Origin of the sequence: Streptococcus sp. Marseille-Q5619, from assembly GCF_946901205.1 — a bacterium.
GTDB lineage: Bacteria > Bacillota > Bacilli > Lactobacillales > Streptococcaceae > Streptococcus.
On sequence record NZ_CAMPPO010000003.1, the window covers coordinates 54,275 to 75,241 of the forward strand.

Below are 20,967 nucleotides of genomic sequence, written 5' to 3' on the forward strand. Positions count from 1 at the left end.
CCCGTTCTAATGTAATTTTTTAGATTTTTCAATATTTTTTAGTAATAAGAATCGGTATAAGGAAATATTTATGAATAGAGCCAAAGCACTAATTCTTCTCCCCTTACGGAAAATTGGATTCCTAGCAATAGTAAAGGCATGGCCTTTTAAAAAACGATGAATCTGAGAATAGGCTTCAAATTGTTTATACTGATCATCTAGTAACATCTTATCCAGAATAAAAAAGTAGGCATAGGCCAATCTGAAAAAAGCAACCTCTTTCAAGTCAGGATAGTTTTTCACAACTTCATTGTAAAACTTTTGATAGATATCAATATAGGCTAAATCCTTCTCTGCATAGGGTTTAGTCGTAATACTATCCCCTCTATGGAAATAGTAATAATAGGGTTTGGTATTAACAACGTACTTCTTGGCCAACTTGATTAAATCAAAATGGTAATAGGCATCTTCGTAAATCAATCCCTTTGGAAAGGATAGGGCAGTTGCAATCTGTCTCTTGATTAGCTTATTGCAAATCGTTCCAGGTATTTTTTCACCTATGAGGTATTCCTTTAGAAATGTTTGAGAATCACAGACAAAATACTCATCCTGATTGGCTGACTGTGGGCTTTCATCATTAGCATAGACATTCATGACACCACAGCTCGAAACATCCGCATCTTCTTGAATTAATTGCTCATATAAGCTCTGAATCATTTCTGGATGGATATAATCATCTGAGTCAATAAAAATCAGATAATCTCCGTGAGCCTGCTTCATTCCATCGTTTCGTGCTTGCGACAAACCTTCATTCTTTTTATGAAGCACTGACACCCTATCATCTTGTTCAGCGATTGCATCACACAAGCGACCACTTTCATCCGTTGCTCCATCATCAACAAGAATGATTTCCAGATTCTGATAGGTCTGCTTCTGAATGGAAGCTATCGATTTTTCTAGGTACTGCGCCACATTATAGACTGGCACAATGACACTAATTAGTGCAGTTTCCATGCTACTCCTCTAATAGTTTTTCTACTTGTTCGATTTGTTTGGCAATTGTGAATTGTTGAATGAATTGACTAGCCTCATTGACATCGAAGTTTGAAGCAGAGGTCATGTAGTCAGTAATTGCCTGAGCTGCCTCTTGATTGCTCTCAATGATTTGTCCAAATTGTCCGTCTTGGGATAATTCCTCAGCCCCTCCGACATCCGTAGAGACAAAAGGAAGTCCCAGACTCAAGGCTTCCACATACACTCCAGGAAAACCTTCTTGTTTAGACATAGACAAGAGAACTTTCATCCGAGACAAATACTGGTATGGATTTTTTTGATAACCAAGGAAATGTACATAGTCTTCAAGCTCATATTCTTTGACGCGTTTTTTCAGTTCCTCATCCATATCACCAGCCCCTATGAAGTAGAGATGATAGTATTTTCCCTCTTGGTGTAATAATCGTATCACTTCCACCACACGGTCAGAACCCTTATTTTCCTCAATCCGTCCGATAGTACAGATACTTTGAGGCGCAATCTCGATAGCAATCTTCTCTTGAGATTTTTCTAAAATAGTCTTAAAATCATATCCATTGTAGACCGTCCGTAATTTCGAAGCATAATCTGGATAGACTTCCTTGATAGAATGACTAGTCTTTTTTGAAATCCCTACAATAGTATCCGCGGCATCCAACTGGCGTCTATGTGATTCTCTTTTGGAGCTATCCTTAAGAAATTCTTCGATACTTCCATGAATCCAAGAGATTTTCTTGACTTCTTTTCTTTTAGAAAACAACAGTGGTGGATTCATAATGGTAAAAGAAACTTCAACATCATAGTCTTCTTTTACAAGCAAGCGACGAGTCAGCCTTGGAAAATAAATTCTCATTCTCCACAAAAAAGCTCGTAACCATCTAGCTTGGCGATAATCTTGAAGAGATTTTAAAATGCCTACATGCTTGGGAACAGATTCGTATCCCTTGTCAAAGTGCTCCATTTCAAGAATATCAATATCATACTTTTCTGGATCCAGATTTGAAACAATGGTAGACAGGATTTTTTCTGCACCGCCTCCGAGAGAAAAAGACCACATAAAAAATAAGATTTTTTTCTTAGCCACCATATTCTCCCTTGTATTCTGTATAAGACTTATCCATATCAGCGAGGACAGCATCATGATGTGGTACTTGCTTGTCTGCTGGCGGAGGAGTCATATAATCGCCAAAAGCAGTGCTGAGATAGGCATCATAACCAACTGGAATAGGCATCTTTGTCCCTTCAAATGGTAAGAAAAGATTATCCTCAAAAGATGCGATTGGGTACTTGTTTCTCATGTAGCCAGGACCTGAGCATAATTCTGTAACGCCATCACTCTCAGACAAATCATACTTGGTCATTTCTTTCTCAGCTTTTTTCCAAATGCGATAACGGAGAGATTTTGGAGTCACACCCAGTAAAATACGGCTTCCCCATTTCATAAGTGTACCATGCTTTTCTGGGACAGTTTGCGCACAAAAAAGAGAATAAATCAAGGCCCAGCGAACCTGTTTCTTCCGCTCAGCTGGATTTTTCGGATAATAATCCAAAGGCAAAACGTCCAAGGCCAAACCATGTGGCAATTCTAAATCCTGCTGATAAGGCTTGATACAGGTGGTTTCCTTGTCACGAATGGTAATAAAAAGATTGCGGTCAACAAAATCCTTGTGACTCTTTGACAAGAAATAACGTTCATCTGCATAACGAGGCCATAATTCTGCTAATTTCTCATAATCTTTACGAGGCATAAAAAAGTCTAGGTCGTCATCCCAAGGAATGAAACCCTTGTTTCGAAGGGCACCAATAGCACCCCCTCCACAGAGATAACAAAGTAAATCATGCTCCTTGCAAAAGGCCACAAAGTATTCAGCCATCTCCAGACTACGAGCCTGAATTGCTTTTAAATCAGTCATATTATTCATTATTCTTTCTATCGTATCGTTTCATTATACCACAAATAGGGGGTGAAAATCTATTGCAGACTGTAAAAAATCAAAGCCTGATTGCTATCCAAATAGCTATCAAACTTTGATTTTCATTGAGTATTATCTTATCTCAAGCCCATCTGAGCTAATTTATTCTGATACTTGTTTTGATCGACCAGCAAGCCTAAGCCTCCATAAACATCGTAGGCATCTACCCAGTCACCCAGTTCTGGAATCGTCAATTTTTCAATACCATTTTTTGCTCCATCCAAAACAGATAAACCGTTTGTTAGGAGGAAAGTATAGGGTGCATTGGTTGAGGTCATAGCAAAAACCTTTCCAAGAGCTTCAGAACCAGTGAAAAGTTTAGTAGGATCTTTAATTTGCTCTAAAATTGCTGTTAAAACTTGCTGCTGTCTTTTTGTACGGCCGTAATCCGCCTCATCATCATCACGAAAGCGTGCATAATTGAGCAGGGTCGAGCCGTTCATCTGCTGTTTTCCGACTTTGATGGTTTGGGTTGGAGACTCAGTCTCAGTAGCGTGTAAATCATCTCCGACTGTAGCTTCTGTTAGTGGACGCCCATTTAATGTTGAAAATTGGGCATCAATTGTCACCCCATCAGGGAAAAGGGTGTCAATCGCTGTGGCAAAGGCCTGAAAATCGACCAAGGCATAGTACTTAATGTCCAAGTCAAAATTATCTTTCAAGACTTGACGAACCATTTCTGCCCCTTTTTGTCCTTCTTGTTCCCCTAGTTCATAGGCTACGTTTAACTTGTTATCCGTCTGTTTTCTACCGTTAATGACTTGGCTGTAACCGTCTATATAAACCAAATTGTCACGCATGAAACTGACTAGCTTAATTTTCTTATCTGAACCTCCGACATTTAATACCATAATAGAATCAGTCCGCGTCTCAGCACTATTTTGGCCGATTCGACCATCCGTCCCCATAATCAAAATATTAACACCATCTCTGGTATCTTGACCATTAAAGACTTGAACCTGTGCTGCCTTGGCATCAGCAGTTTTCTTTGCACTAGCATCTTGGTAACCACGTAAAAACATGAATACCATGGCCAAAGCCACACAGACCAAAAGTGAAAAAATCACCATAAAAATGCGTTTAAGACGGAGCTTCCGTCTTTTCTTTTTGGGAGGAGCAGAGAGTGCTTGTGATTTGTATTGTGAGCGACTCCGGTTCGCATAGCTTGGTAAGTCAACCTGCTCTTCTCTTTCTTGTTCCAAGCTGGAACTACTATTTACCCTAGCAATAGTTAGCTTTTCTTGCAAATAGGCAAACTCATTTTTTTCTCTCTCATTGAGATAGTGAATATTTTTTAGCAAATAATCATAACGTAATTTTTCATGATGACTGAGAGGATTTTCTTTACTCATCTTCTCTCCTTTCCATGGTCTGATATTGGATAAATAGGATAGGCACCCAGAACTTTATACTGGATTCCGATGGCTTCTAGTTCTTTTTGGGCAAAGTGAACCAAGTCCTTATCAGTATAGTCCACATCGATAATGAAAAAGTATTCGCCTAGCGCTGTCTTGAGTGGACGACTTTCAATTTTTGTCAGGTCAATTCCTCGCCAAGCAAAGGTCGAAAGAGCCTTGTAGAGTGCACCTGGAAGGTTGTCAGGTAAGGTCAGGGCCAAACTCATTTTCTCAGTTTGTGCTTGCAAGGGAATACTAGGCTTTTCAGCTCCCAGAACCCAGAAGCGTGTGAAATTGGCTTCCATTTCCTGAATATCCTCGGCAATCAGTTCTAAGCCATATTCTTCAGCAGAACTTCTAGGTGCAATTGCTGCAAAGGGCTGATCTGGATGTTCGGAAATAAAGCGGGCCGCATAAGCTGTACTAGCAGTCACCTCTATTTGAGCCTCTGGATACTGTTCATCGATGAATTTCTTTCCTTGAGCCAAGGCCTGTGGATGTGAAAAAATCTTTTCAATCTTAGTATGGCCTGGAACCACCATCAACTGCTGATGAATAGGCTGAACGATTTCTGCAACTGCTTGAATGCGAGCCTGATGAAAAAGGTAGTCCAAGGTTTCATGAACACTACCCTCAATAGAATTTTCAACTGGCACCACAGAATAGTCCACTAATCCTTGCTCATAAGCCTTGATGACATCTGTAATATTGGCAAAGGCCTGCAATTCCTCATGAGGAAAAGCTGTCTGCACAACGTGGTGTGAAAATGATCCCTTGGGACCTAGATAAGCAATTTTCATCTCAGTTCCTCTATAATTTCCTCTGGGCTTAACTTGGTCACATCCAAAACCCGACTAGCCACTTCCTCATACCAAGCCTGTCTTTCTTGGAAAATTGTTGCTAGTTCTTCCTTACTATTATTTAGAAAAAGCGGGCGCTGATTGTCCTTATCAGCTGCGATACGATGGTAGAGGGTTTCAAAATCGGCTTTCAGGTAGATGTTATCTGTATTAGTCTTGAGTAAGTCACGATTTCGCTGAGAAATAACCACTCCCCCACCAGTTGACACAACTTGATCTGTTTGTAGTAACTCAGCTAGAACTTCTGATTCTATCCGACGAAAGGCTGATTCTCCCTTTTCAGCAAAAAAATTCGCAATGGACATACCTAGGCGCTTCTCAATCAGGGCATCCATATCAAGGTAATTAGGATCCAAGCCTCTTGCAATAGTCGATTTGCCAGCCCCCATAAATCCTAGTAATACCTTAGCCATGAATCAAGCTCTCCAAATCATCAAAGAAGCTAGGATAACTGGTATTGATGGCTTCTGCACGGTCAAGCTCCACCTCTCCATCTGCAACCAAAAGGGCTGCAATGGCTGTCATCATTCCGATACGATGGTCTCCAAACGTATTGACTCTAGCACCGTGAAGGGCTGATTTTCCTTTGATAATCATTCCATCTGCTGTAGGAGTAATATCTGCTCCCATGCTATTTAAGGCGTCTGCCACAACCTGAATGCGGTCTGTTTCCTTGACCTTGAGCTCCTCAGCATCCTTGATAACTGTAACACCTTGGGCTTGGGTCGCAAGTAGGGAAATAATAGGCAATTCATCAATCAAACGTGGAATCAAAGCGCCACCAATCTCTGTTCCTTTTAAATCAGAAGACTCAACAGTCAAAGTAGCAGATTTAGCGACTGGATTGATTTCAGTTATTTCCAATTTTCCACCCATGGCGCGAATGACATCAATAATACCGGTGCGCGTTTCGTTGATCCCCACATTCTGCAGCACTAGACGAGAGTTTGGAACAATCAAACCTGCGACCAACCAAAAGGCTGCACTGGAAATATCTCCTGGAACAACCACCTTTTGTCCTGTCAATTTTTGTGGCCCTTGGACTGTGATTTTCTTGCCGTCCACACTTAAATGACCACCAAATTGTTGCAACATATCTTCAGTATGATTACGGGTGCATTCTTTTTCGATAATAACTGACTCCCCCTTAGCTTGTAAAGCTGCAAACATCAAGGCTGACTTAACTTGGGCAGAGGCAATTGGCAACTCATACTGAATAGGTCTTAGGTTTTTCGTCCCTTTTAAGTGAAGGGGAGGCAGGTCTCGCTCAGCTTGCCCAGAAATGTTAACACCCATTTTTTTCAGTGGAATCGTCACACGGTCCATAGGACGTTTGGATAGACTGTCGTCTCCGAACATTTCTACTTCAAAGTCTGCACAAGCAAGAACACCTGAAATCAGACGAATCGAGGTTCCAGAATTTCCCATATCAAGAGCATTTTGCGGAGCTTTTAGGCCGTCCATACCGACACCTTGAATGGTAATAACCCCATCTTTATCCTCAATATCAACACCAAGGTCACGAAAAACCTGCACGGTCGAAAGAACGTCTTCACCTCGCAGAATATCATAAACCTTGGTCTCACCCTCAGCCAAACTTCCAAAGATAATGGAACGGTGGCTGATAGACTTATCACCTGGAACGCGGATACTGCCATGTAAGTGGCGAATGTTTGTTTTTAGTTTCATACTGGACCTCATACTTGCAATACTTTTACTTATTTTATCATAAAAAGTCAGAAATTCCTTAAAAATTCCTGACTTTATGATAGTTATTTTCTTATTTTAGCAATTCTGAAACTGGTTCAAAAACAATTTTTTCAATGTCAGAAAGGTAAATTGCCAATTGTTGTTGCTTAGTAAAGAATTCTGACAAGAGGCTATTTCCTTGAATCTGTTTACCAAAGCCTTCCATTTTCGCTTGGAAGGATGCATCTGGCATTTGACCTGTCTGCGCTAATCTTTGAATTTCCTCTTGGAAAGCAACATATTCTGTAAAGATTTTGCTTGCCTCAGCATCTGCTGAAATCGCATCTTTAGCCGCTTTGACAGCCTTGTATTCTGGTAATTCGCGTAGGCCGCGACTGAGTTCGTTTGCACTATCGTAAATATTTGACATGATGTTCTCCTTATTCATTTCTTTTAAAATTACTAGTCACTCTGTGGTCTTTATTATTGTGCAATCACTTTTATATGACCTCTTGAATGTCCATTCCTTAATTCCTTATCTGGTATATACTCGATCTTCAAAGTTCCTAAATTAGAACCTGTTTTTATTTCATTTGACATAAGATTATCAAAATAGTTCTCTATCTCATCATCAGATAAGGATGATTCAATCGATTTAACAATATCATGAAATACTTCTTTCATTCCTGCAACACCAGATTCACTATTTTCATTTGTCTGATTTATTGTTACGTTGATTTTAGCAGTATCATTTGCATGTAAAAGTTCCAAGTAGTATCCGTAGCTTGATGCGAAATATTTTATTTTTATATTTCCTTTTTTGATATTTTCCAATGGGCTATTAGAATTTTGATTATAGCTATTGATAAACTCATTAATAATTCTATCGTCTACATACTTTGAATTGGTTTTCTCTTAACTTATTTCCTTGTTGGATGGTTCATTTTTTGTCTCAACACTAGCTTCTGAAGTAGTTTTCACATCTTTTTTAACAGCGTAAGCTCTAAGTAAGATAAAAGAAATAAAGATAATACCAAATATGAATCTAGGCTCTATTTTAGGCATATTTTTCTCCTTATTTGACAACGACTGTGTAGTCGGTATTTTCTGTTATTAGATGCTCAGCTCTTTCCAAGTCTTGAGCATTTTTAAATGAAATTTGTAGAATCCCGTGAATATCCTCACGGTTTTCCTCGTTGATATGAATATTGACCAAGGAAGTTCCACGTAGTAGTTCCAAAATCCTCAAGATGACATCTTCTTCATCGGGAACGTCGACATAGAGGTCGTAAGAACTATCCACACCACCACGCTTATGAATTTCCATGGCCTGACGTTGCTCACGCGCTTGGTTGAAAAAGTTCCAGATTTGGTTTTCATCACCCTTACTGATAGCTTGTCCAATCTCGTCCAAACGCTCCTTGAAATCCCCAATTCTATCTAAAATTGTTTCACGATTGGACAAGAGAATGGAGGTCCACATACCTGGCTCGCTTTCCGCAATTCGGGTCATATCTCGAAAACCACCGGCAGCAAAACGCCTTGCCATCTCATGTTCTTGAGCATAGACCACGGTCTGTTCCATGAGACTAGAAGCCAGAATATGAGGAAAATGGCTAATCTGAGAAGTGACTCGATCGTGCTCCTTGGCATCAATCTCGATAAAACGAGCATGAAGACCTGAAAGTAAGTCCTTCATTTCCTCAAGTGTGTCAGGACTTGTCAGCCTCGAAGGTGTAAAGATATAATAGGCATTTTCAAAAAGATTGACATCCGCAGAAGCAGCCCCTGTCTTGTGACTACCAGCCATGGGATGGGCCCCGACAAAGCGAACAGGCTTACCAGCTAAATAGTTCTCCGCCGCATCTACAATGGCTGACTTGGTCGAACCAGCATCTGAGATAATCACGCCTTCTTTTAAGTCCAAGTTGGCCAACTCCTTAATGAAAGCAATGGTTTGCTTGATTGGCAAGCTGAGAATGATGATATCTGCCAAAGGAGCAAAACTAGCAAAATCATCCGTTGCACGGTCAATCATGCCTTCTTTCAAGGCAATATCTCTCGAAGCTTGACTGCGATTATAACCTAAAATTTCATAATCTGGATGATCGCGTTTGATACCAAGGGCCATCGAGGCACCAATCAATCCAAGGCCCGCGATATAGACTGTTTTTGCCATAGAAACTCCTTAATAGTTCTTTGTATAGTCTCGGTGCTTGACCACTGCTTCTTTTAATTCCTCTAGATTGTCTGATGAGAATTTTTCGAGGATTTCTTGTGCTAAAACCGTTGCCACAACAGCTTCCATAACTACACCTGCAGCTGGAAGAGCAGTCGGATCACTTCTCTCCACAGTTGCCTTGTAGGGTTCATGGGTTTCGATATCCACACTCATGAGTGGTTTGTAGAGAGTAGGAATGGGCTTCATGACGCCACGAACAACAATCGGTTGCCCATTAGTCATACCGCCTTCAAAGCCACCTAGATTGTTTGTACGGCGAGTATAGCCGTCTTCTTTAGACCAGAGAATTTCATCCATGACCTGGCTTCCTTTACAATAACCAGCCTCAAATCCAAGACCAAATTCTACCCCTTTAAAGGCATTTATAGAGACAACAGCTTGGGCTAATCGTGCATCCAATTTTCTGTCCCATTGGACATAGGAACCAAGACCAACTGGAACACCTCCAACGACTGTCTCCACAACCCCACCGATGGTATCACCGTCACGTTTGATTTGGTCAATATAATCCTTGATTTCCTGTTCTCTTTCTTGGTTGACAATAGAAACGTCAGACTGGGCAGCTCTTTCCTTAATCTCAGTGACTGTCAGATTTTCAGGTACATCGATTTCCTTGCCACCAAAGACTACGACATGGTTGGCAATCTCCATATCCAGCTCAGCCAAGAGGCGTTTAGCTACTGCTCCGACTGCCACTCGCATGGTGGTTTCACGAGCTGATGAACGCTCCAAGGAATTACGCAAATCATCAAAACGGTACTTGATGCCCCCAACCAAATCAGCATGACCTGGGCGAGGATGGGTGATTTTTCGTTTGCTTTTAAGACGGTCTTCAATGTCCTCCGCAGACATAATGTCCAGCCATTTTTGGTGGTCCTTATTGATGACATCCATGGTAATGGGAGCCCCTGTCGTCTTCCCATGACGAACGCCTGAAGTAAAGACAACTTGGTCGCTCTCAATCTTCATACGGCCACCACGACCGTAACCACCCTGACGGCGTTTAAGGTCCTCATTGATATCCTCTGCTGTCAAAGGTAGTCCAGCTGGAATTCCCTCAATAATAGCTGTCAGACGGGGACCGTGTGATTCTCCTGCAGTTAAATATCTCATACACTCTCCTTATTTTACCAAGTAGTCTTTCATCTCTTCCAGAGAAACTGGGTGAATAGTCGCTGAACCAAGCTCTGGTACCAAGACCAATTTCAAGGTATTGCCACGCGCTTTCTTATCATGAGTCAAAGCCTGATAAAGCTTGTCAACATCCCAGTTTTCATAGTCAACAGGTAGTCCAAATTTCTGACACATAGCTGTAATAGACTGGGTTATCCCTTCTGGCATAAGGCCTTTTCCCTCAGCTACCTTGGAAATCTGTACCATTCCCATAGCTACAGCCTCTCCATGCATGACCTTGCCATAACCGGCAGTCGCTTCGATGGCATGGCCAATAGTGTGGCCAAAATTGAGGTAAAGGCGAACACCATTGTCCAACTCATCCTCAACCACCATCTTGCGCTTGACCTGACAAGAATGTTCAATCAAAGTCTCCGCATGTTCCAGAATGCTCTCTACAGTACCATCCAGCTCCGTCAAGAGAGCCCACAGTTCTGGATCCTCAATCAAGCCATACTTGATAACCTCACCCATCCCTTCAATCAACTCTCTTTTTCCAAGCGTTTCAAGAACAAGTGGGTCAATCAAAACCCCATCTGGTTGGGCAAAAGTTCCTACCATATTCTTGGCAAATGGAGTGTTAACACCCGTCTTTCCACCAATAGAAGAATCCACCTGGGCTGTTAAGCTAGTCGGTATCTGAACAAAATGAATGCCCCGCATATAGGTAGAGGCTACAAAACCAGCCAAGTCCCCAACGACACCACCACCGAGAGCCACGATTCCATCGCTACGAGTCAACCCCTGCTTAACTAGGAATTCATAGACTTTCTGAACAGTGGTTAAATTCTTTCTTTCTTCCCCTTCTAAAAAGTCAAAAACAGCTACCTGAAAACCAGCATCTTCTAGGCTGAGCTTGACCTTCTCTGCATAAAGAGAAGCTACATGGTTATCTGTCACAATGACTACCTTTTGTGGTTGCCAGAGTTCTCGCAACCATTGACCAGCCTGAGCCAGACAACCTTTTTCAATCTGAATATCATAAGGATGATGAGGAATATCGATTCTGATTTTCATAGGAGAATCTCCTTTTCTTTATTGGTATTTTTCTGTTAAAGACTGCCAAATCTCTTCTGTTGGCATTTCCTTGCCTGTCCACAGTTGAAAAGCTTCTGCAGCTTGATAGAGCAACATTCCCAGACCATTAACCGCTGGTTTGCCCTGACTTCTGGCCCATTTTAAAAATGGCGTTTCAAAGGGTTGATAAATAATATCTGCCACCAAGATAGTTTCTGGCAAATTGATGCTTTCAGGAACTGGGGATGATTGACCATCCATGCCCACACTGGTGGCATTGACCAGTAAATCCGACTCAGCAATCCTTGCTTGCAGTTTAGGAACATCTTCTAAAGCGTACAAGTCCACTTTAAAGCCTGTTTGCTCCTGTAACTTGTCTAGGTAAGGTCTTGTTTTTTCCATAGAAACTGAACGAACAAAGACCGAAATCTGACTGACGCCGTCCAAAATAGCTTGTGCCAAGATAGACTTGGCCGCACCACCTGCACCCAGCAGGGTCATCTTCTTACCTGTAATTGTAAAAGAAGGCAAGCTCTTAAAAAATCCCTTGCCATCTGTATTATATCCAATTAAATTGCCATTCTCATTGACAACCGTATTAACCGCACCAATCAAGCGCGCTTCATCGCTCAATTCATCTAAATAAGAAATCACCTGCTCCTTATAGGGCATGGACAGGTTGATGCCAAACATCTGGTAGCGACGAATATTGGCCACTGTGACTTCCAAGTCAGCCGCTTCAATCTCCCAAGCCACGTAAGCACCATTGGTAGCTGTCGCCTCAAAGGCCCTATTGTGGATGAAGGGAGAAATAGAGTGCTTAATAGGATTGGCAACAACTGCAGCTAAACGTGTATAGCCATCAAGCTTCATCCAAAATCTCCCTGATTTTTTTCATGTTAGCTAGAGAAATCTGACCAGGGGCACTAGCCTCATCCAGACTAGCAAAGGACCAGCTAGAACCTGTCACATCCGCAGTGATACGAGAGACCTTGCCCACCTTGCCCATAGAAATAGTTACATACTCCTGTTCAGGATTGAGGGTTTTAAAGCCTCGTGTATAGTTCATCAAGTCTAAGACATCCTGCTCCGTGTGAGCCATAGCCGCAACTTTAACAAGTTTTGGATTTAAGCTCGTCAACTCTGACAAGATTTCCATCATGTTCTCAGGTGTTTCTTGGAAATTATGGTAACTCAAAACGAGATTTGGGAAGTCCAGCATTTCCTCAAAAACATCCTTGTAGGTATAGTATTCAAAATCAATATAGTCTGGTTGATAGAGTTGCGCCACTTCCTTGATTAGATGGATATATTCTTCTGGAGAAAGGTCGATTTCTCCCCCTTCAGAACGAGTTCTCAGCGTGAAAACCAACTCACGACCTGCGAATTTTTCAAAAATAGCTGGAGCCACCTGCAAAATCGCTTCCTTAGGCAGATAGTCGGCACGCCATTCAATGATGTCGGCATCCAGATACCTCGTGGCATCCAGAGCCTGGGCCTCCTCTAAACTTCTTGGCATTACTGAAACGATCAATTTCATTTACTAACCTTCATACTAATCACCTTGAGGTAATTACTACTTTCATCTTTTTTATTATAGGCGAAATCTGCTGGAAGACCATATTTATTTAAAATCTGATAACTTCTTCCTGCAAAGCCTTTATCAATTTGTTCTGTAAATTTCTGACGGGAAACATTGGCAGCATTGGTACTGGCAATAATAATACCGCCCGGATTTAAAATCTCAAGACTCTGAGAGATCAACTTGTGATAATCCTTGGCCACAGAGAACGTTTGTTTTTTGTTCCGAGCAAAGCTAGGCGGATCTAGGACAATGACATCGTAGGTCAAGCCTTTTCGTTTGGCATATTTGAAATATTCAAAGACATCCATGACTATAAAACGATGGTCGTCTGTGCTGATTCCATTTGCCTGAAAATGCGCTTGAGACAATTCTCGTGAACGTTTAGCTAGGTCAACAGAAGTTGTCTGGCTAGCTCCTCCCATAGCTGCAGCTACTGAAAAGGCTGCTGTGTAGGAAAACATATTGAGCAAGGATTTACCCATAGACAATCCATCCACTAAACTACCGCGAACTTCATGCTGGTCTAGGAAAATCCCTGTCATCAAGCCATCGTTCATAAAGACTTGATACAGAACACCATTTTCCAAAACAGTGAAAAAGTCAGGTGCTTCTTGACCATAAACATGGGCAGATTCATAGTCCAAACCCTTAAAGCGAATCTTCTCATAGGCTCCTAAAACCTCAGGAAAAACCTGTCTAAAAGCTTCTGAGATTGTCTGACGAATCTGATAAACATAAGAGTTATACCAAGAAAAGACGGCATAGTCGCCATAAAGGTCCACTGTCAGACCGCCAAAGCCATCTCCCTCTTGGTTGAAGAGACGAAAGGCAGTTGTCAATTCATCTTGATAGTAGGCGCTTCTCTTTTCTTTAGCTTGTCTAAACAGCGTTTCAAAGAAAGCTTGATTGAAGGCCACCTTGTCCTTACTAACAAACCAGCCCAAGCCCTTGTTTTGCTGGGAAAGGTAGACAGTACCAAGAAAGGTTCCATCTTGACTATGGACTTCTACTTCCTGATCCTTGAGATTGACATTCTCAAGATCACTGGCTTCTAGTAAAACTAGCCCCTTAGCGAGCTTCTTTTCAAGCCTTTTGCTGACTCTTATTCTATTCATAACTAACATTATATCAAACTTTTAGCCAATTCTCAAAAAAGAAACTACCCTTGCTTTTTTACTCTTCTTTTAAAAAATGGTATACTAATACTAATAAAAAATTAGGAAGTAAATGTGTGAAAAGCAATTTTAACAAAATCCAAAAAGCCATGGGTACCAGACTGGGTTTTGTCCTAACCCTTTTAATCCTCTATTGGCTCAAAACCTTATTAGCCTATGCCGTTGACTTTAATTTAGATATTCAAGTGGGCAAGTTGCAGGGAAATTACCTTGCCTTTATCGCCTTTTTCAATCCCCTTCCTTTGGGGCTACTCCTGCTGGCTCTAGCCCTCTATGCTCGCTCAACCAAGATTTTTTATGGCCTGAGTATAGCTATTTATAGCCTTTTATTCATTTGGCTTTATTCCAATGTCTTTTACTATCGAGAATTTAGCGACTTTATCACGGCTAATACCATGAAGGTGGTCAGCAAGGTGTCTGTTGGTACTGCAGAACTAGAGTTACTGCGCTTTTGGGATTTCATCTATTTTATGGATTTCCCATTGCTGGCTTTCCTTTTCTATAAAAAATTCATCCAGCTGGATAGGAGACCTTTCAAATTCCGCTCAAGTGTTGCTATCACTGCACTCTCAGCCCTGCTCTTTTCTGCTAATCTTTTCTTGGCTGAAATTGAGCGTCCCGATCTCCTGTCGCGAGGATTTTCTAATTATTATATTGTTCGTGCCCTTAGTTTGCCCGCCTTTTTAGGTTATAGTGCCAATCAATCCTATAGCGCCAACAAAGAACGTGCTAAGGCCTCTGAGACCGACCTTCAACCTATTACAGATTATATTCAAGAACATTCGGCTAAGCCCAATCCAGACTATTTCGGCTTAGCCAAAGGGAAAAATGTGATTTATCTCCACTTGGAGAGCTTCCAGCAGTTCCTGCTTGACTATAAACTCAACATAGATGGAACTGAGCATGAAGTCACTCCCTTCCTCAACTCCCTCTACCATTCGCAATCAACCCTAGCCTTTTCGAATATCTTTAACCAAGTCAAGGCTGGGAAGACCTCAGATGCGGAAACCATGCTGGAAACTGGTTTGTTTGGACTTGACCAAGGTTCCTTCATGGTCAACTATGGAGGTACCAATACCCAGCAAGCTGCGCCTTTTATCCTATCAAAAAACGGCTACCAATCAAGTGCTGTCTTTCACGGCAATATCGGGACCTTCTGGAACCGAAATACGACCTACAAGCAATGGGGCTACCAATACTTCTTTGATGCTTCCTACTTCACCAAGCAAGACAGTAGCAACTCTTTCCAATATGGTTTAAATGATAAAATCATGATGAAAGATTCTATTCAGTATCTGGAGCATTTACAGCAACCTTTTTATGCTAAGTATATCACGGTGTCCAATCACTATCCCTATGCTAGCAATCTGACAGGCGATGAGCTTGGTTTCCCCTTGGCTAAAACCAAAGATGAAACCATCAATGGCTACTTCCAAACAGCTAACTATCTGGACAGTGCTATCAAGGCCTTCTTTGACTATCTCAAAGAAAGTGGCCTCTATGAAAAATCCATCATCGTCATCTACGGAGACCATTATGGGATTTCCAACTCCCGCAATCCTGAGCTGGCACCCTTGATTGGCAAGACTTCTGAGAACTGGTCGAATTACGACAATGCCATGTTGCAACGAGTGCCTTTTATGGTGGTCATGCCTGGCTATGAAAAAGGACAAATCATCAATACCTACGGTGGACAAATCGATATCTTACCAACTCTCGAACACCTCCTTGGTATTGAGTCCAATTCCTTCCTTCAAGTCGGCCAAGACCTCCTATCACCAGACCACCAAGAAATCGTTGCCTTTCGAACTGCCAATTCCTTCGTCACACCAAAATATACCAACTACGACGGACGAACCTACTATACTGAAAGCGGTCTTGAAATCAGCAATCTTGATGAACAAGCTCAGACCGAACTGGAAAGCGTTCGACAGGCAGCCAGTCAACAGCTGAAAATCAGCGACCAGATTCAAACTGGCGATTTGATACGTTTTTACCAAAAAGATCATCTTGGAAAAGTTGATACTGAAAGTATTTCTTACCTCAATTCTTTACCAATTCTTCAAAAGATTGAGCAGGAAAAAGGTAGTCAATCAAACAGTCTCTTTAGCCAACGACAAGGTAAGACCAGTACTGACCTTTTCAAGGCACCAAGTTACCAAGAACTCCATCCCGAGTCGGCCGAAACCGAATCAAAATCACAATAAAAGATGCTCTTCCATCGTGGAGGAGCATTTCTTTTTATAAAATAAAATTCAATGAAAATCAAATAACAAACTAAGAAACTAACCTGTAAGATTGTAGGTAGAGAGGTTGTACCTGCAATATATGTCTGTCAAGTTTAGTGACGAAGATAGTAGAAGAAATATTAGGATATAAATCAGCTTCAGCAGGTATCTGGAAAATTTGATTTTATAGAAAAGCCTTTTGTTACAAACTAAATATACTATCAATAAATAATATTATAGAAGCAACAATAATTAAAATTTCACCTATTTGCATCATTCTATTTCGAACTTTAAATATATGTTCTATCAAAAATACTTGGATCACACACATTATAGGAATGAACGTTTTTGAAATTGAAAAATATCCCAATAAATAAACTATAAACAACAATAATAGAACTAGATTATATTTCTTATTCAAAACATTCCTCCCTATATATTTTTGATTACCAATCTTAATCATTTACAACTACATTCTAACAAACTATAAAAGCGTTTGTCGAATTAAATTTATCAAGCAAGCGACCAACTATCTCATCTTTTTTCTATTTCTGCCAATATGCGTGACAGGTAGTAATGATAGCCAAAAATAGCAAGACCAAGCAAGAGGATAAGAGCTCCTACTCCCAAGCTAATGGCAAGGATAGGGGAGAGAGACCGAACCAAGAATAAGCTCCCTATTACAAGGGCCATTAAGATAACACTATAAATTAAGAGTAAAACTATTGCTACTATACGATTTGAACGGTTCACCAGGTCCGTAATGTTACTCCAATTGGTTGACAGATTTTTAACGTCCTTAAGGTAATGGTGGCAAGAAAGGATGACACTTGCAAAGATCCAGGCCACAATAAGGTAAATCATCGAAAGGATGGGCAAGCCTAGATATAGAGAAAGACCAAGTAAAGTCAGGACTGGTAAAAAGGACTGGACAGCAAATATAATCCAAAATTTCACTTTCACATAACGAGCAAAGTCAAAGGGTAAACTCTTAAGAAAATCAACATTTTCTCTCTCCAAGGACAAGGCAATTGAATGCAGGCTGGTGATATTGTTATTGACAACTGCTATAAACACTCCTACAAAAAACAAGGGTAACCAGTATGGAGGATGAATGTCTGGAACTATCTGAGAATCTCGGATTTTGGAAATCAGACCAATCATCATGAGATAAGGAAGGAAAGCACTTGTAAAAAGCACTGTAATCACGCCAGTCCCCTGTCCCAAGAGGGTGAGGTGGTAGCGTAAAACCATACGGAAAAATCCTTTTTTAGTAGTTGAAATTCTCTCCTTACTGCGACGTTCTTTCTTGACCTTCTCCTCACTGTTAAGCAGAATCACGTCATAAAAATGAGGAAGAACCTTCTTTTTGGTCAGGTAAAGTAAGAAGACAGTTAGAGTTATCCAAGCGAGCAGACCCAGTATGGCTTCTGTCGAAAAAGGCTCCACTGCTATTTTGTAAAAGATATGAAGAGGATAAAGGAGAAATGGAATGTCTCTAACTTTGTCAACAATACTTCCAAAAGTCGACTGTAGAAAGAGGACAAATATTAAAGGTATGAGAACTCCTATCCCAATCATCACATTCGAAAAAATAGACTGATACTTTCTGAAGACCCTAGTCTGAGCCAAGAAATGTACTGCCACTACCATCACTAAAGTAACAGAGACAAATAATAAGGCCAAGGACAGCAGCATCAAAGGCAAGCCCAGCCAAAGAGAAGGAGCTAGCCTAATATAGAGGACTAGAAAATAAGCTAGGATTGGTACAATTCCAGCTAGAGCTGGCAAGAGAACAGACAGTCCTTTAGCAATTATAATCTCTGATTCTTTAAAGGCATAGGGCCTATACGATGCCAAGTCCTTACTCTCATAAAAGACATTGTAAAATGCAGTGAAAGAAGTTGAAAAGGCAAGCACCAGTAAAATAGCAACCATGCTACTAAAAAAACTTGGTATTTCCTCAAAAGGAAAACGAAAGGCTATATTTATAAACATGAAAAGCATCAAGAGACTAGAAAAAATGTAAGAACTTAGGACTCTAGCGGAAACATTTACTTTTTTCTCAGGATTCTTAGCTTGCTTCTTTCGTAGGTTAGCCAGATTAGCTTCTTGAGATGAATAGAGGATATTGATATCAACTAATTTTTTAATGACCTTGAGACGCATCTGAAACCTCCTCTTTTCTACCAGCAAGGCTAAGATAGATACTTTCTAAAGACTGGTTTGGGTGGTCTTTTCTCAAGTCCTCTACGCTACCACAATAAATCAAATGCCCCTTTTTCAAAATGGCAATCCGATCACAGACTTGCTCTGCCACCTCTAGGACATGGGTTGAAAACAAGACTGTCTTGCCTTTTTGCGCATGCTCCTTCATCATTTGCTTCAAATCAAAGGCAGCCTGGGGATCCAAACCTGTCAAGGGTTCGTCCAAGACCCAAATATCGGGATCGGACAAGAGTGCTCCGATGACAAAGACTTTCTGACGCATTCCGTGAGAAAGGGTTTCAATAACCTGATAGCAGTTTTCAGCAAAATCAAAAACGTTCAATAGCCTAGCTAGACTAGCCTCCAAGTCAGAGCTGCTCAAATCATAGGATGAGGCAATCAATTCCCAAAATTCATTGGCCGTTAAGCGTAAAAATAAGTCAGGCGAGTCTGCAACGTAGCCAATCTTTCGTTTAATAGCCAAGCGATTTTCCGATAAATCCTGACCATCTACCAAAATACGACCACTGCTGGGCGAAATGATACTGACTAGGGATTTTATGGTAGTCGATTTTCCAGCACCGTTATGGCCAATCAAGCCCATAATCTCCCCATTTTCAATCTGCAAATTGAGATTGCTCAAAGCCTCTTTATCACCATACAACTTACTAACATTTTGAAATTCAATCATGGGATGACTCCTATCTTTATCTATATTACATACTATTATACTAGCACTTTGATACAAAAAAATCAACACTTTATTTTAAGTAGATACAATAGTTTCCTTCTATTCTTACGCAAACGTTTGCGCCAAGAGATACTTTATGATAGAATAAAGAACAAGATTGACAAGTAAGAGGAAACATCATGCAAAATCAAACACTCATGCAATACTTTGAATGGTATCTGCCCCACGACGGTCAGCACTGGACGCGTCTGGCTGAAGATGCTCCACACCTAGCTAATCTCGGTATCAGCCATGTCTGGATGCCACCAGCTTTCAAGGCTACCAATGAAAAAGATGTAGGCTATGGGGTCTATGACTTATTCGACCTAGGAGAGTTCAACCAAAAAGGGACAGTCCGTACCAAGTATGGTTTCAAAGAAGACTATCTTCAAGCCATTCAAGCCCTAAAAGCACAGGGAATTCAACCTATGGCCGATGTGGTGCTCAATCACAAGGCGGCGGCTGATCACATGGAAGCCTTTCAGGTCATCGAAGTGGATCCTGTAGACCGTACAGTCGAACTTGGAGAACCTTTCACCATCAATGGCTGGACTAGCTTTACCTTCGATGGTCGCCACGATACCTACAATGACTTCCACTGGCACTGGTACCACTTCACAGGTACTGACTATGATGCAAAACGCCGTAAGTCTGGGATTTATCTCATCCAAGGGGACAACAAGGGCTGGGCAAATGAGGAATTGGTCGATAACGAAAATGGTAACTACGACTACCTCATGTATGCCGACCTAGACTTTAAGCATCCTGAAGTTATCAAAAATATCTATGACTGGACTGACTGGTTCATGGAGACGACTGGTATTGCTGGTTTCCGTTTGGATGCCGTTAAGCACATTGACTCTTTCTTCATGAGCAATTTTATCCGCGATATGAAGGAAAAATACGGTGAGGATTTCTATGTTTTTGGTGAATTTTGGAATCCAGACAAGGAAGCCAATCTGGACTATCTTGAAAAAACGGAAGAACGCTTTGACCTTGTCGATGTTCGTCTCCACCAGAATCTCTTTGATGCTAGCCGAGCAGGTTCCAACTATGACCTTCGTGGTATTTTCACAGATAGCCTGGTTGAACTCAAGCCTGACAAGGCTGTGACTTTTGTCGACAACCACGATACACAACGAGGTCAGGCTCTTGAGTCTACCGTTGAAGAATGGTTTAAACCAGCAGCCTATGCCCTCATTCTGTTACGCCAAAATGGCCTTCCATGTGTCTTTTACGGCGACTACTATGGGATTTCAGGGCAATATGCTCAACAAGATTTCAAAGAGGTCCTTGACCGCCTCCTAGCCATCCGAAAAGATTTGGCCTATGGAGAACAAAATGACTACTTTGATGATGCTAACTGTATCGGTTGGGTCCGTTCAGGCGCTGAAAATCAATCCCCAATCGCAGTCCTTATCTCAAATGACCAAGAAAACAGCAAGTCAATGTTTGTCGGCCAAGAATGGGCTAACCAAACCTTTGTAGATTTACTTGAAAACCACCAAGGTCAAATTACAATTGATGAGGAAGGTTATGGACAATTCCCTGTCTCAGCTGCTTCGGTAAGTGTCTGGGCAGCTAATACAATCTAATAGTGCATAATAATCAAGCCAGGTCCAAACGGATTTGGCTTTTTTGCATTCACAAAAAGACCTACCCAAATGGATAGATCTTTA

General features: G+C 41.2%; 21 protein-coding genes. 2 read left to right on the forward strand and 19 right to left on the reverse strand.

The window, feature by feature from the left end; all coding sequences use genetic code 11:
• Positions 1-6: 6 nt before the first annotated feature.
• The 16 genes from OC530_RS05045 to OC530_RS05120 form a co-directional block, all read right to left on the reverse strand.
• Positions 7-993 carry a glycosyltransferase family 2 protein gene (locus tag OC530_RS05045; protein ID WP_262080149.1) on the reverse strand — a complete coding sequence of 329 codons (987 nt, stop codon included), beginning with the start codon at positions 991-993 and terminating at the stop codon, positions 7-9.
• A 1-nt stretch (position 994) separates the two neighbouring features.
• Positions 995-2,098 carry a glycosyltransferase gene (locus tag OC530_RS05050; protein ID WP_262080151.1) on the reverse strand — a complete coding sequence of 368 codons (1,104 nt, stop codon included), beginning with the start codon at positions 2,096-2,098 and terminating at the stop codon, positions 995-997.
• A complete protein-coding gene (locus OC530_RS05055) occupies positions 2,088-2,933 on the reverse strand; it encodes a phosphorylcholine transferase LicD (protein WP_262080153.1) in 846 nt (281 codons plus the stop codon). Before OC530_RS05055 ends, OC530_RS05050 begins: the two co-directional genes overlap by 11 nt.
• 128 nt (positions 2,934-3,061) lie before the next feature.
• Positions 3,062-4,336 carry a polyisoprenyl-teichoic acid--peptidoglycan teichoic acid transferase Psr gene (gene psr, locus OC530_RS05060; RefSeq protein ID WP_164226467.1) on the reverse strand — a complete coding sequence of 425 codons (1,275 nt, stop codon included), beginning with the start codon at positions 4,334-4,336 and terminating at the stop codon, positions 3,062-3,064.
• A complete protein-coding gene (gene pheA / locus OC530_RS05065; RefSeq protein WP_173214122.1) occupies positions 4,333-5,181 on the reverse strand; it encodes a prephenate dehydratase in 849 nt (282 codons plus the stop codon). The genes psr and pheA overlap by 4 nt, the downstream gene beginning before the upstream one ends.
• The gene (locus OC530_RS05070) at positions 5,178-5,654 is read right to left on the reverse strand and encodes a shikimate kinase (RefSeq protein ID WP_173214120.1); all 477 of its coding nucleotides are present in this window, start codon (positions 5,652-5,654) and stop codon (positions 5,178-5,180) included. Before OC530_RS05070 ends, pheA begins: the two co-directional genes overlap by 4 nt.
• Positions 5,647-6,930, reverse strand: a complete 1,284-nt coding sequence (gene aroA, locus OC530_RS05075) for a 3-phosphoshikimate 1-carboxyvinyltransferase (RefSeq protein WP_173214118.1) — start codon at positions 6,928-6,930, stop codon at positions 5,647-5,649. Before aroA ends, OC530_RS05070 begins: the two co-directional genes overlap by 8 nt.
• A 91-nt stretch (positions 6,931-7,021) precedes the next feature.
• Complete coding sequence (locus OC530_RS05080) at positions 7,022-7,360, reverse strand: YlbF/YmcA family competence regulator (protein WP_000065980.1); 339 nt, start codon at positions 7,358-7,360, stop codon at positions 7,022-7,024.
• Positions 7,361-7,413: 53 nt separating this feature from the next.
• Positions 7,414-7,701, reverse strand: coding sequence for a hypothetical protein (locus OC530_RS05085; RefSeq protein ID WP_173214116.1), 288 nt, complete (start codon positions 7,699-7,701; stop codon positions 7,414-7,416).
• 144 nt (positions 7,702-7,845) lie between these two features.
• Positions 7,846-7,995, reverse strand: coding sequence for a hypothetical protein (locus OC530_RS05090; RefSeq protein WP_173214114.1), 150 nt, complete (start codon positions 7,993-7,995; stop codon positions 7,846-7,848).
• 10 nt (positions 7,996-8,005) lie between these two features.
• The gene (locus tag OC530_RS05095) at positions 8,006-9,109 is read right to left on the reverse strand and encodes a prephenate dehydrogenase (protein ID WP_112444086.1); all 1,104 of its coding nucleotides are present in this window, start codon (positions 9,107-9,109) and stop codon (positions 8,006-8,008) included.
• A gap of 9 nt (positions 9,110-9,118) precedes the next feature.
• On the reverse strand, positions 9,119-10,285 hold the full coding sequence (gene aroC, locus OC530_RS05100) for a chorismate synthase (protein ID WP_173233371.1): 1,167 nt from the start codon (positions 10,283-10,285) through the stop codon (positions 9,119-9,121).
• Positions 10,286-10,294: 9 nt separating this feature from the next.
• The gene (aroB, locus tag OC530_RS05105) at positions 10,295-11,362 is read right to left on the reverse strand and encodes a 3-dehydroquinate synthase (RefSeq protein WP_173233369.1); all 1,068 of its coding nucleotides are present in this window, start codon (positions 11,360-11,362) and stop codon (positions 10,295-10,297) included.
• An 18-nt stretch (positions 11,363-11,380) separates the two neighbouring features.
• Positions 11,381-12,235 (reverse strand): shikimate dehydrogenase, encoded by an 855-nt coding sequence (locus OC530_RS05110; protein ID WP_173233366.1) that lies wholly within the window; start codon positions 12,233-12,235, stop codon positions 11,381-11,383.
• Positions 12,225-12,902, reverse strand: coding sequence for a type I 3-dehydroquinate dehydratase (gene aroD / locus OC530_RS05115; RefSeq protein WP_262080166.1), 678 nt, complete (start codon positions 12,900-12,902; stop codon positions 12,225-12,227). The genes OC530_RS05110 and aroD overlap by 11 nt, the downstream gene beginning before the upstream one ends.
• Complete coding sequence (locus OC530_RS05120; protein WP_262080168.1) at positions 12,899-14,062, reverse strand: class I SAM-dependent rRNA methyltransferase; 1,164 nt, start codon at positions 14,060-14,062, stop codon at positions 12,899-12,901. Before OC530_RS05120 ends, aroD begins: the two co-directional genes overlap by 4 nt.
• A 149-nt stretch (positions 14,063-14,211) precedes the next feature.
• Here OC530_RS05120 and OC530_RS05125 point away from each other — a divergent pair, with 149 nt between their 5' ends.
• On the forward strand, positions 14,212-16,329 hold the full coding sequence (locus OC530_RS05125) for an LTA synthase family protein (protein WP_173233425.1): 2,118 nt from the start codon (positions 14,212-14,214) through the stop codon (positions 16,327-16,329).
• A 223-nt stretch (positions 16,330-16,552) separates the two neighbouring features.
• Here the strand turns inward: OC530_RS05125 and OC530_RS10210 are convergent, their stop codons facing one another.
• The 3 genes from OC530_RS10210 to OC530_RS05135 all read right to left on the reverse strand — a co-directional run bounded on the left by OC530_RS10210 (position 16,553) and on the right by OC530_RS05135 (position 19,249).
• Positions 16,553-16,813 (reverse strand): hypothetical protein, encoded by a 261-nt coding sequence (locus OC530_RS10210; RefSeq protein ID WP_316043869.1) that lies wholly within the window; start codon positions 16,811-16,813, stop codon positions 16,553-16,555.
• A 71-nt stretch (positions 16,814-16,884) separates the two neighbouring features.
• Complete coding sequence (locus OC530_RS05130; protein WP_112444099.1) at positions 16,885-18,519, reverse strand: hypothetical protein; 1,635 nt, start codon at positions 18,517-18,519, stop codon at positions 16,885-16,887.
• Complete coding sequence (locus OC530_RS05135; protein WP_173214098.1) at positions 18,500-19,249, reverse strand: ABC transporter ATP-binding protein; 750 nt, start codon at positions 19,247-19,249, stop codon at positions 18,500-18,502. Before OC530_RS05135 ends, OC530_RS05130 begins: the two co-directional genes overlap by 20 nt.
• A gap of 179 nt (positions 19,250-19,428) precedes the next feature.
• Between OC530_RS05135 and OC530_RS05140 the strand changes: the two genes are divergently transcribed.
• On the forward strand, positions 19,429-20,883 hold the full coding sequence (locus OC530_RS05140; protein ID WP_262080171.1) for an alpha-amylase: 1,455 nt from the start codon (positions 19,429-19,431) through the stop codon (positions 20,881-20,883).
• Positions 20,884-20,967 lie beyond the last annotated feature (84 nt).

What these genes read in the sequence shown, in the direction of transcription:
- OC530_RS05130 (WP_112444099.1), bottom strand. Translation starts at nt 18,519, where the DNA reads ATGCGTCTCAAGGTCATTAAAAAATTAGTTGATATCAATATCCTCTAT.
- aroA (WP_173214118.1), bottom strand. Translation starts at nt 6,930, where the DNA reads ATGAAACTAAAAACAAACATTCGCCACTTACATGGCAGTATCCGCGTT.
- aroD (WP_262080166.1), bottom strand. Translation starts at nt 12,902, where the DNA reads ATGAAATTGATCGTTTCAGTAATGCCAAGAAGTTTAGAGGAGGCCCAG.
- OC530_RS05080 (WP_000065980.1), bottom strand. Translation starts at nt 7,360, where the DNA reads ATGTCAAATATTTACGATAGTGCAAACGAACTCAGTCGCGGCCTACGC.
- OC530_RS05135 (WP_173214098.1), bottom strand. Translation starts at nt 19,249, where the DNA reads ATGATTGAATTTCAAAATGTTAGTAAGTTGTATGGTGATAAAGAGGCT.
- OC530_RS05090 (WP_173214114.1), bottom strand. Translation starts at nt 7,995, where the DNA reads ATGCCTAAAATAGAGCCTAGATTCATATTTGGTATTATCTTTATTTCT.
- aroC (WP_173233371.1), bottom strand. Translation starts at nt 10,285, where the DNA reads ATGAGATATTTAACTGCAGGAGAATCACACGGTCCCCGTCTGACAGCT.
- OC530_RS05120 (WP_262080168.1), bottom strand. Translation starts at nt 14,062, where the DNA reads ATGAATAGAATAAGAGTCAGCAAAAGGCTTGAAAAGAAGCTCGCTAAG.
- OC530_RS10210 (WP_316043869.1), bottom strand. Translation starts at nt 16,813, where the DNA reads ATGATTAAGATTGGTAATCAAAAATATATAGGGAGGAATGTTTTGAAT.
- aroB (WP_173233369.1), bottom strand. Translation starts at nt 11,362, where the DNA reads ATGAAAATCAGAATCGATATTCCTCATCATCCTTATGATATTCAGATT.
- OC530_RS05050 (WP_262080151.1), bottom strand. Translation starts at nt 2,098, where the DNA reads ATGGTGGCTAAGAAAAAAATCTTATTTTTTATGTGGTCTTTTTCTCTC.
- OC530_RS05140 (WP_262080171.1), top strand. Translation starts at nt 19,429, where the DNA reads ATGCAAAATCAAACACTCATGCAATACTTTGAATGGTATCTGCCCCAC.
- psr (WP_164226467.1), bottom strand. Translation starts at nt 4,336, where the DNA reads ATGAGTAAAGAAAATCCTCTCAGTCATCATGAAAAATTACGTTATGAT.
- OC530_RS05110 (WP_173233366.1), bottom strand. Translation starts at nt 12,235, where the DNA reads ATGAAGCTTGATGGCTATACACGTTTAGCTGCAGTTGTTGCCAATCCT.
- OC530_RS05055 (WP_262080153.1), bottom strand. Translation starts at nt 2,933, where the DNA reads ATGAATAATATGACTGATTTAAAAGCAATTCAGGCTCGTAGTCTGGAG.
- OC530_RS05125 (WP_173233425.1), top strand. Translation starts at nt 14,212, where the DNA reads ATGGGTACCAGACTGGGTTTTGTCCTAACCCTTTTAATCCTCTATTGG.
- OC530_RS05095 (WP_112444086.1), bottom strand. Translation starts at nt 9,109, where the DNA reads ATGGCAAAAACAGTCTATATCGCGGGCCTTGGATTGATTGGTGCCTCG.
- OC530_RS05045 (WP_262080149.1), bottom strand. Translation starts at nt 993, where the DNA reads ATGGAAACTGCACTAATTAGTGTCATTGTGCCAGTCTATAATGTGGCG.
- pheA (WP_173214122.1), bottom strand. Translation starts at nt 5,181, where the DNA reads ATGAAAATTGCTTATCTAGGTCCCAAGGGATCATTTTCACACCACGTT.
- OC530_RS05070 (WP_173214120.1), bottom strand. Translation starts at nt 5,654, where the DNA reads ATGGCTAAGGTATTACTAGGATTTATGGGGGCTGGCAAATCGACTATT.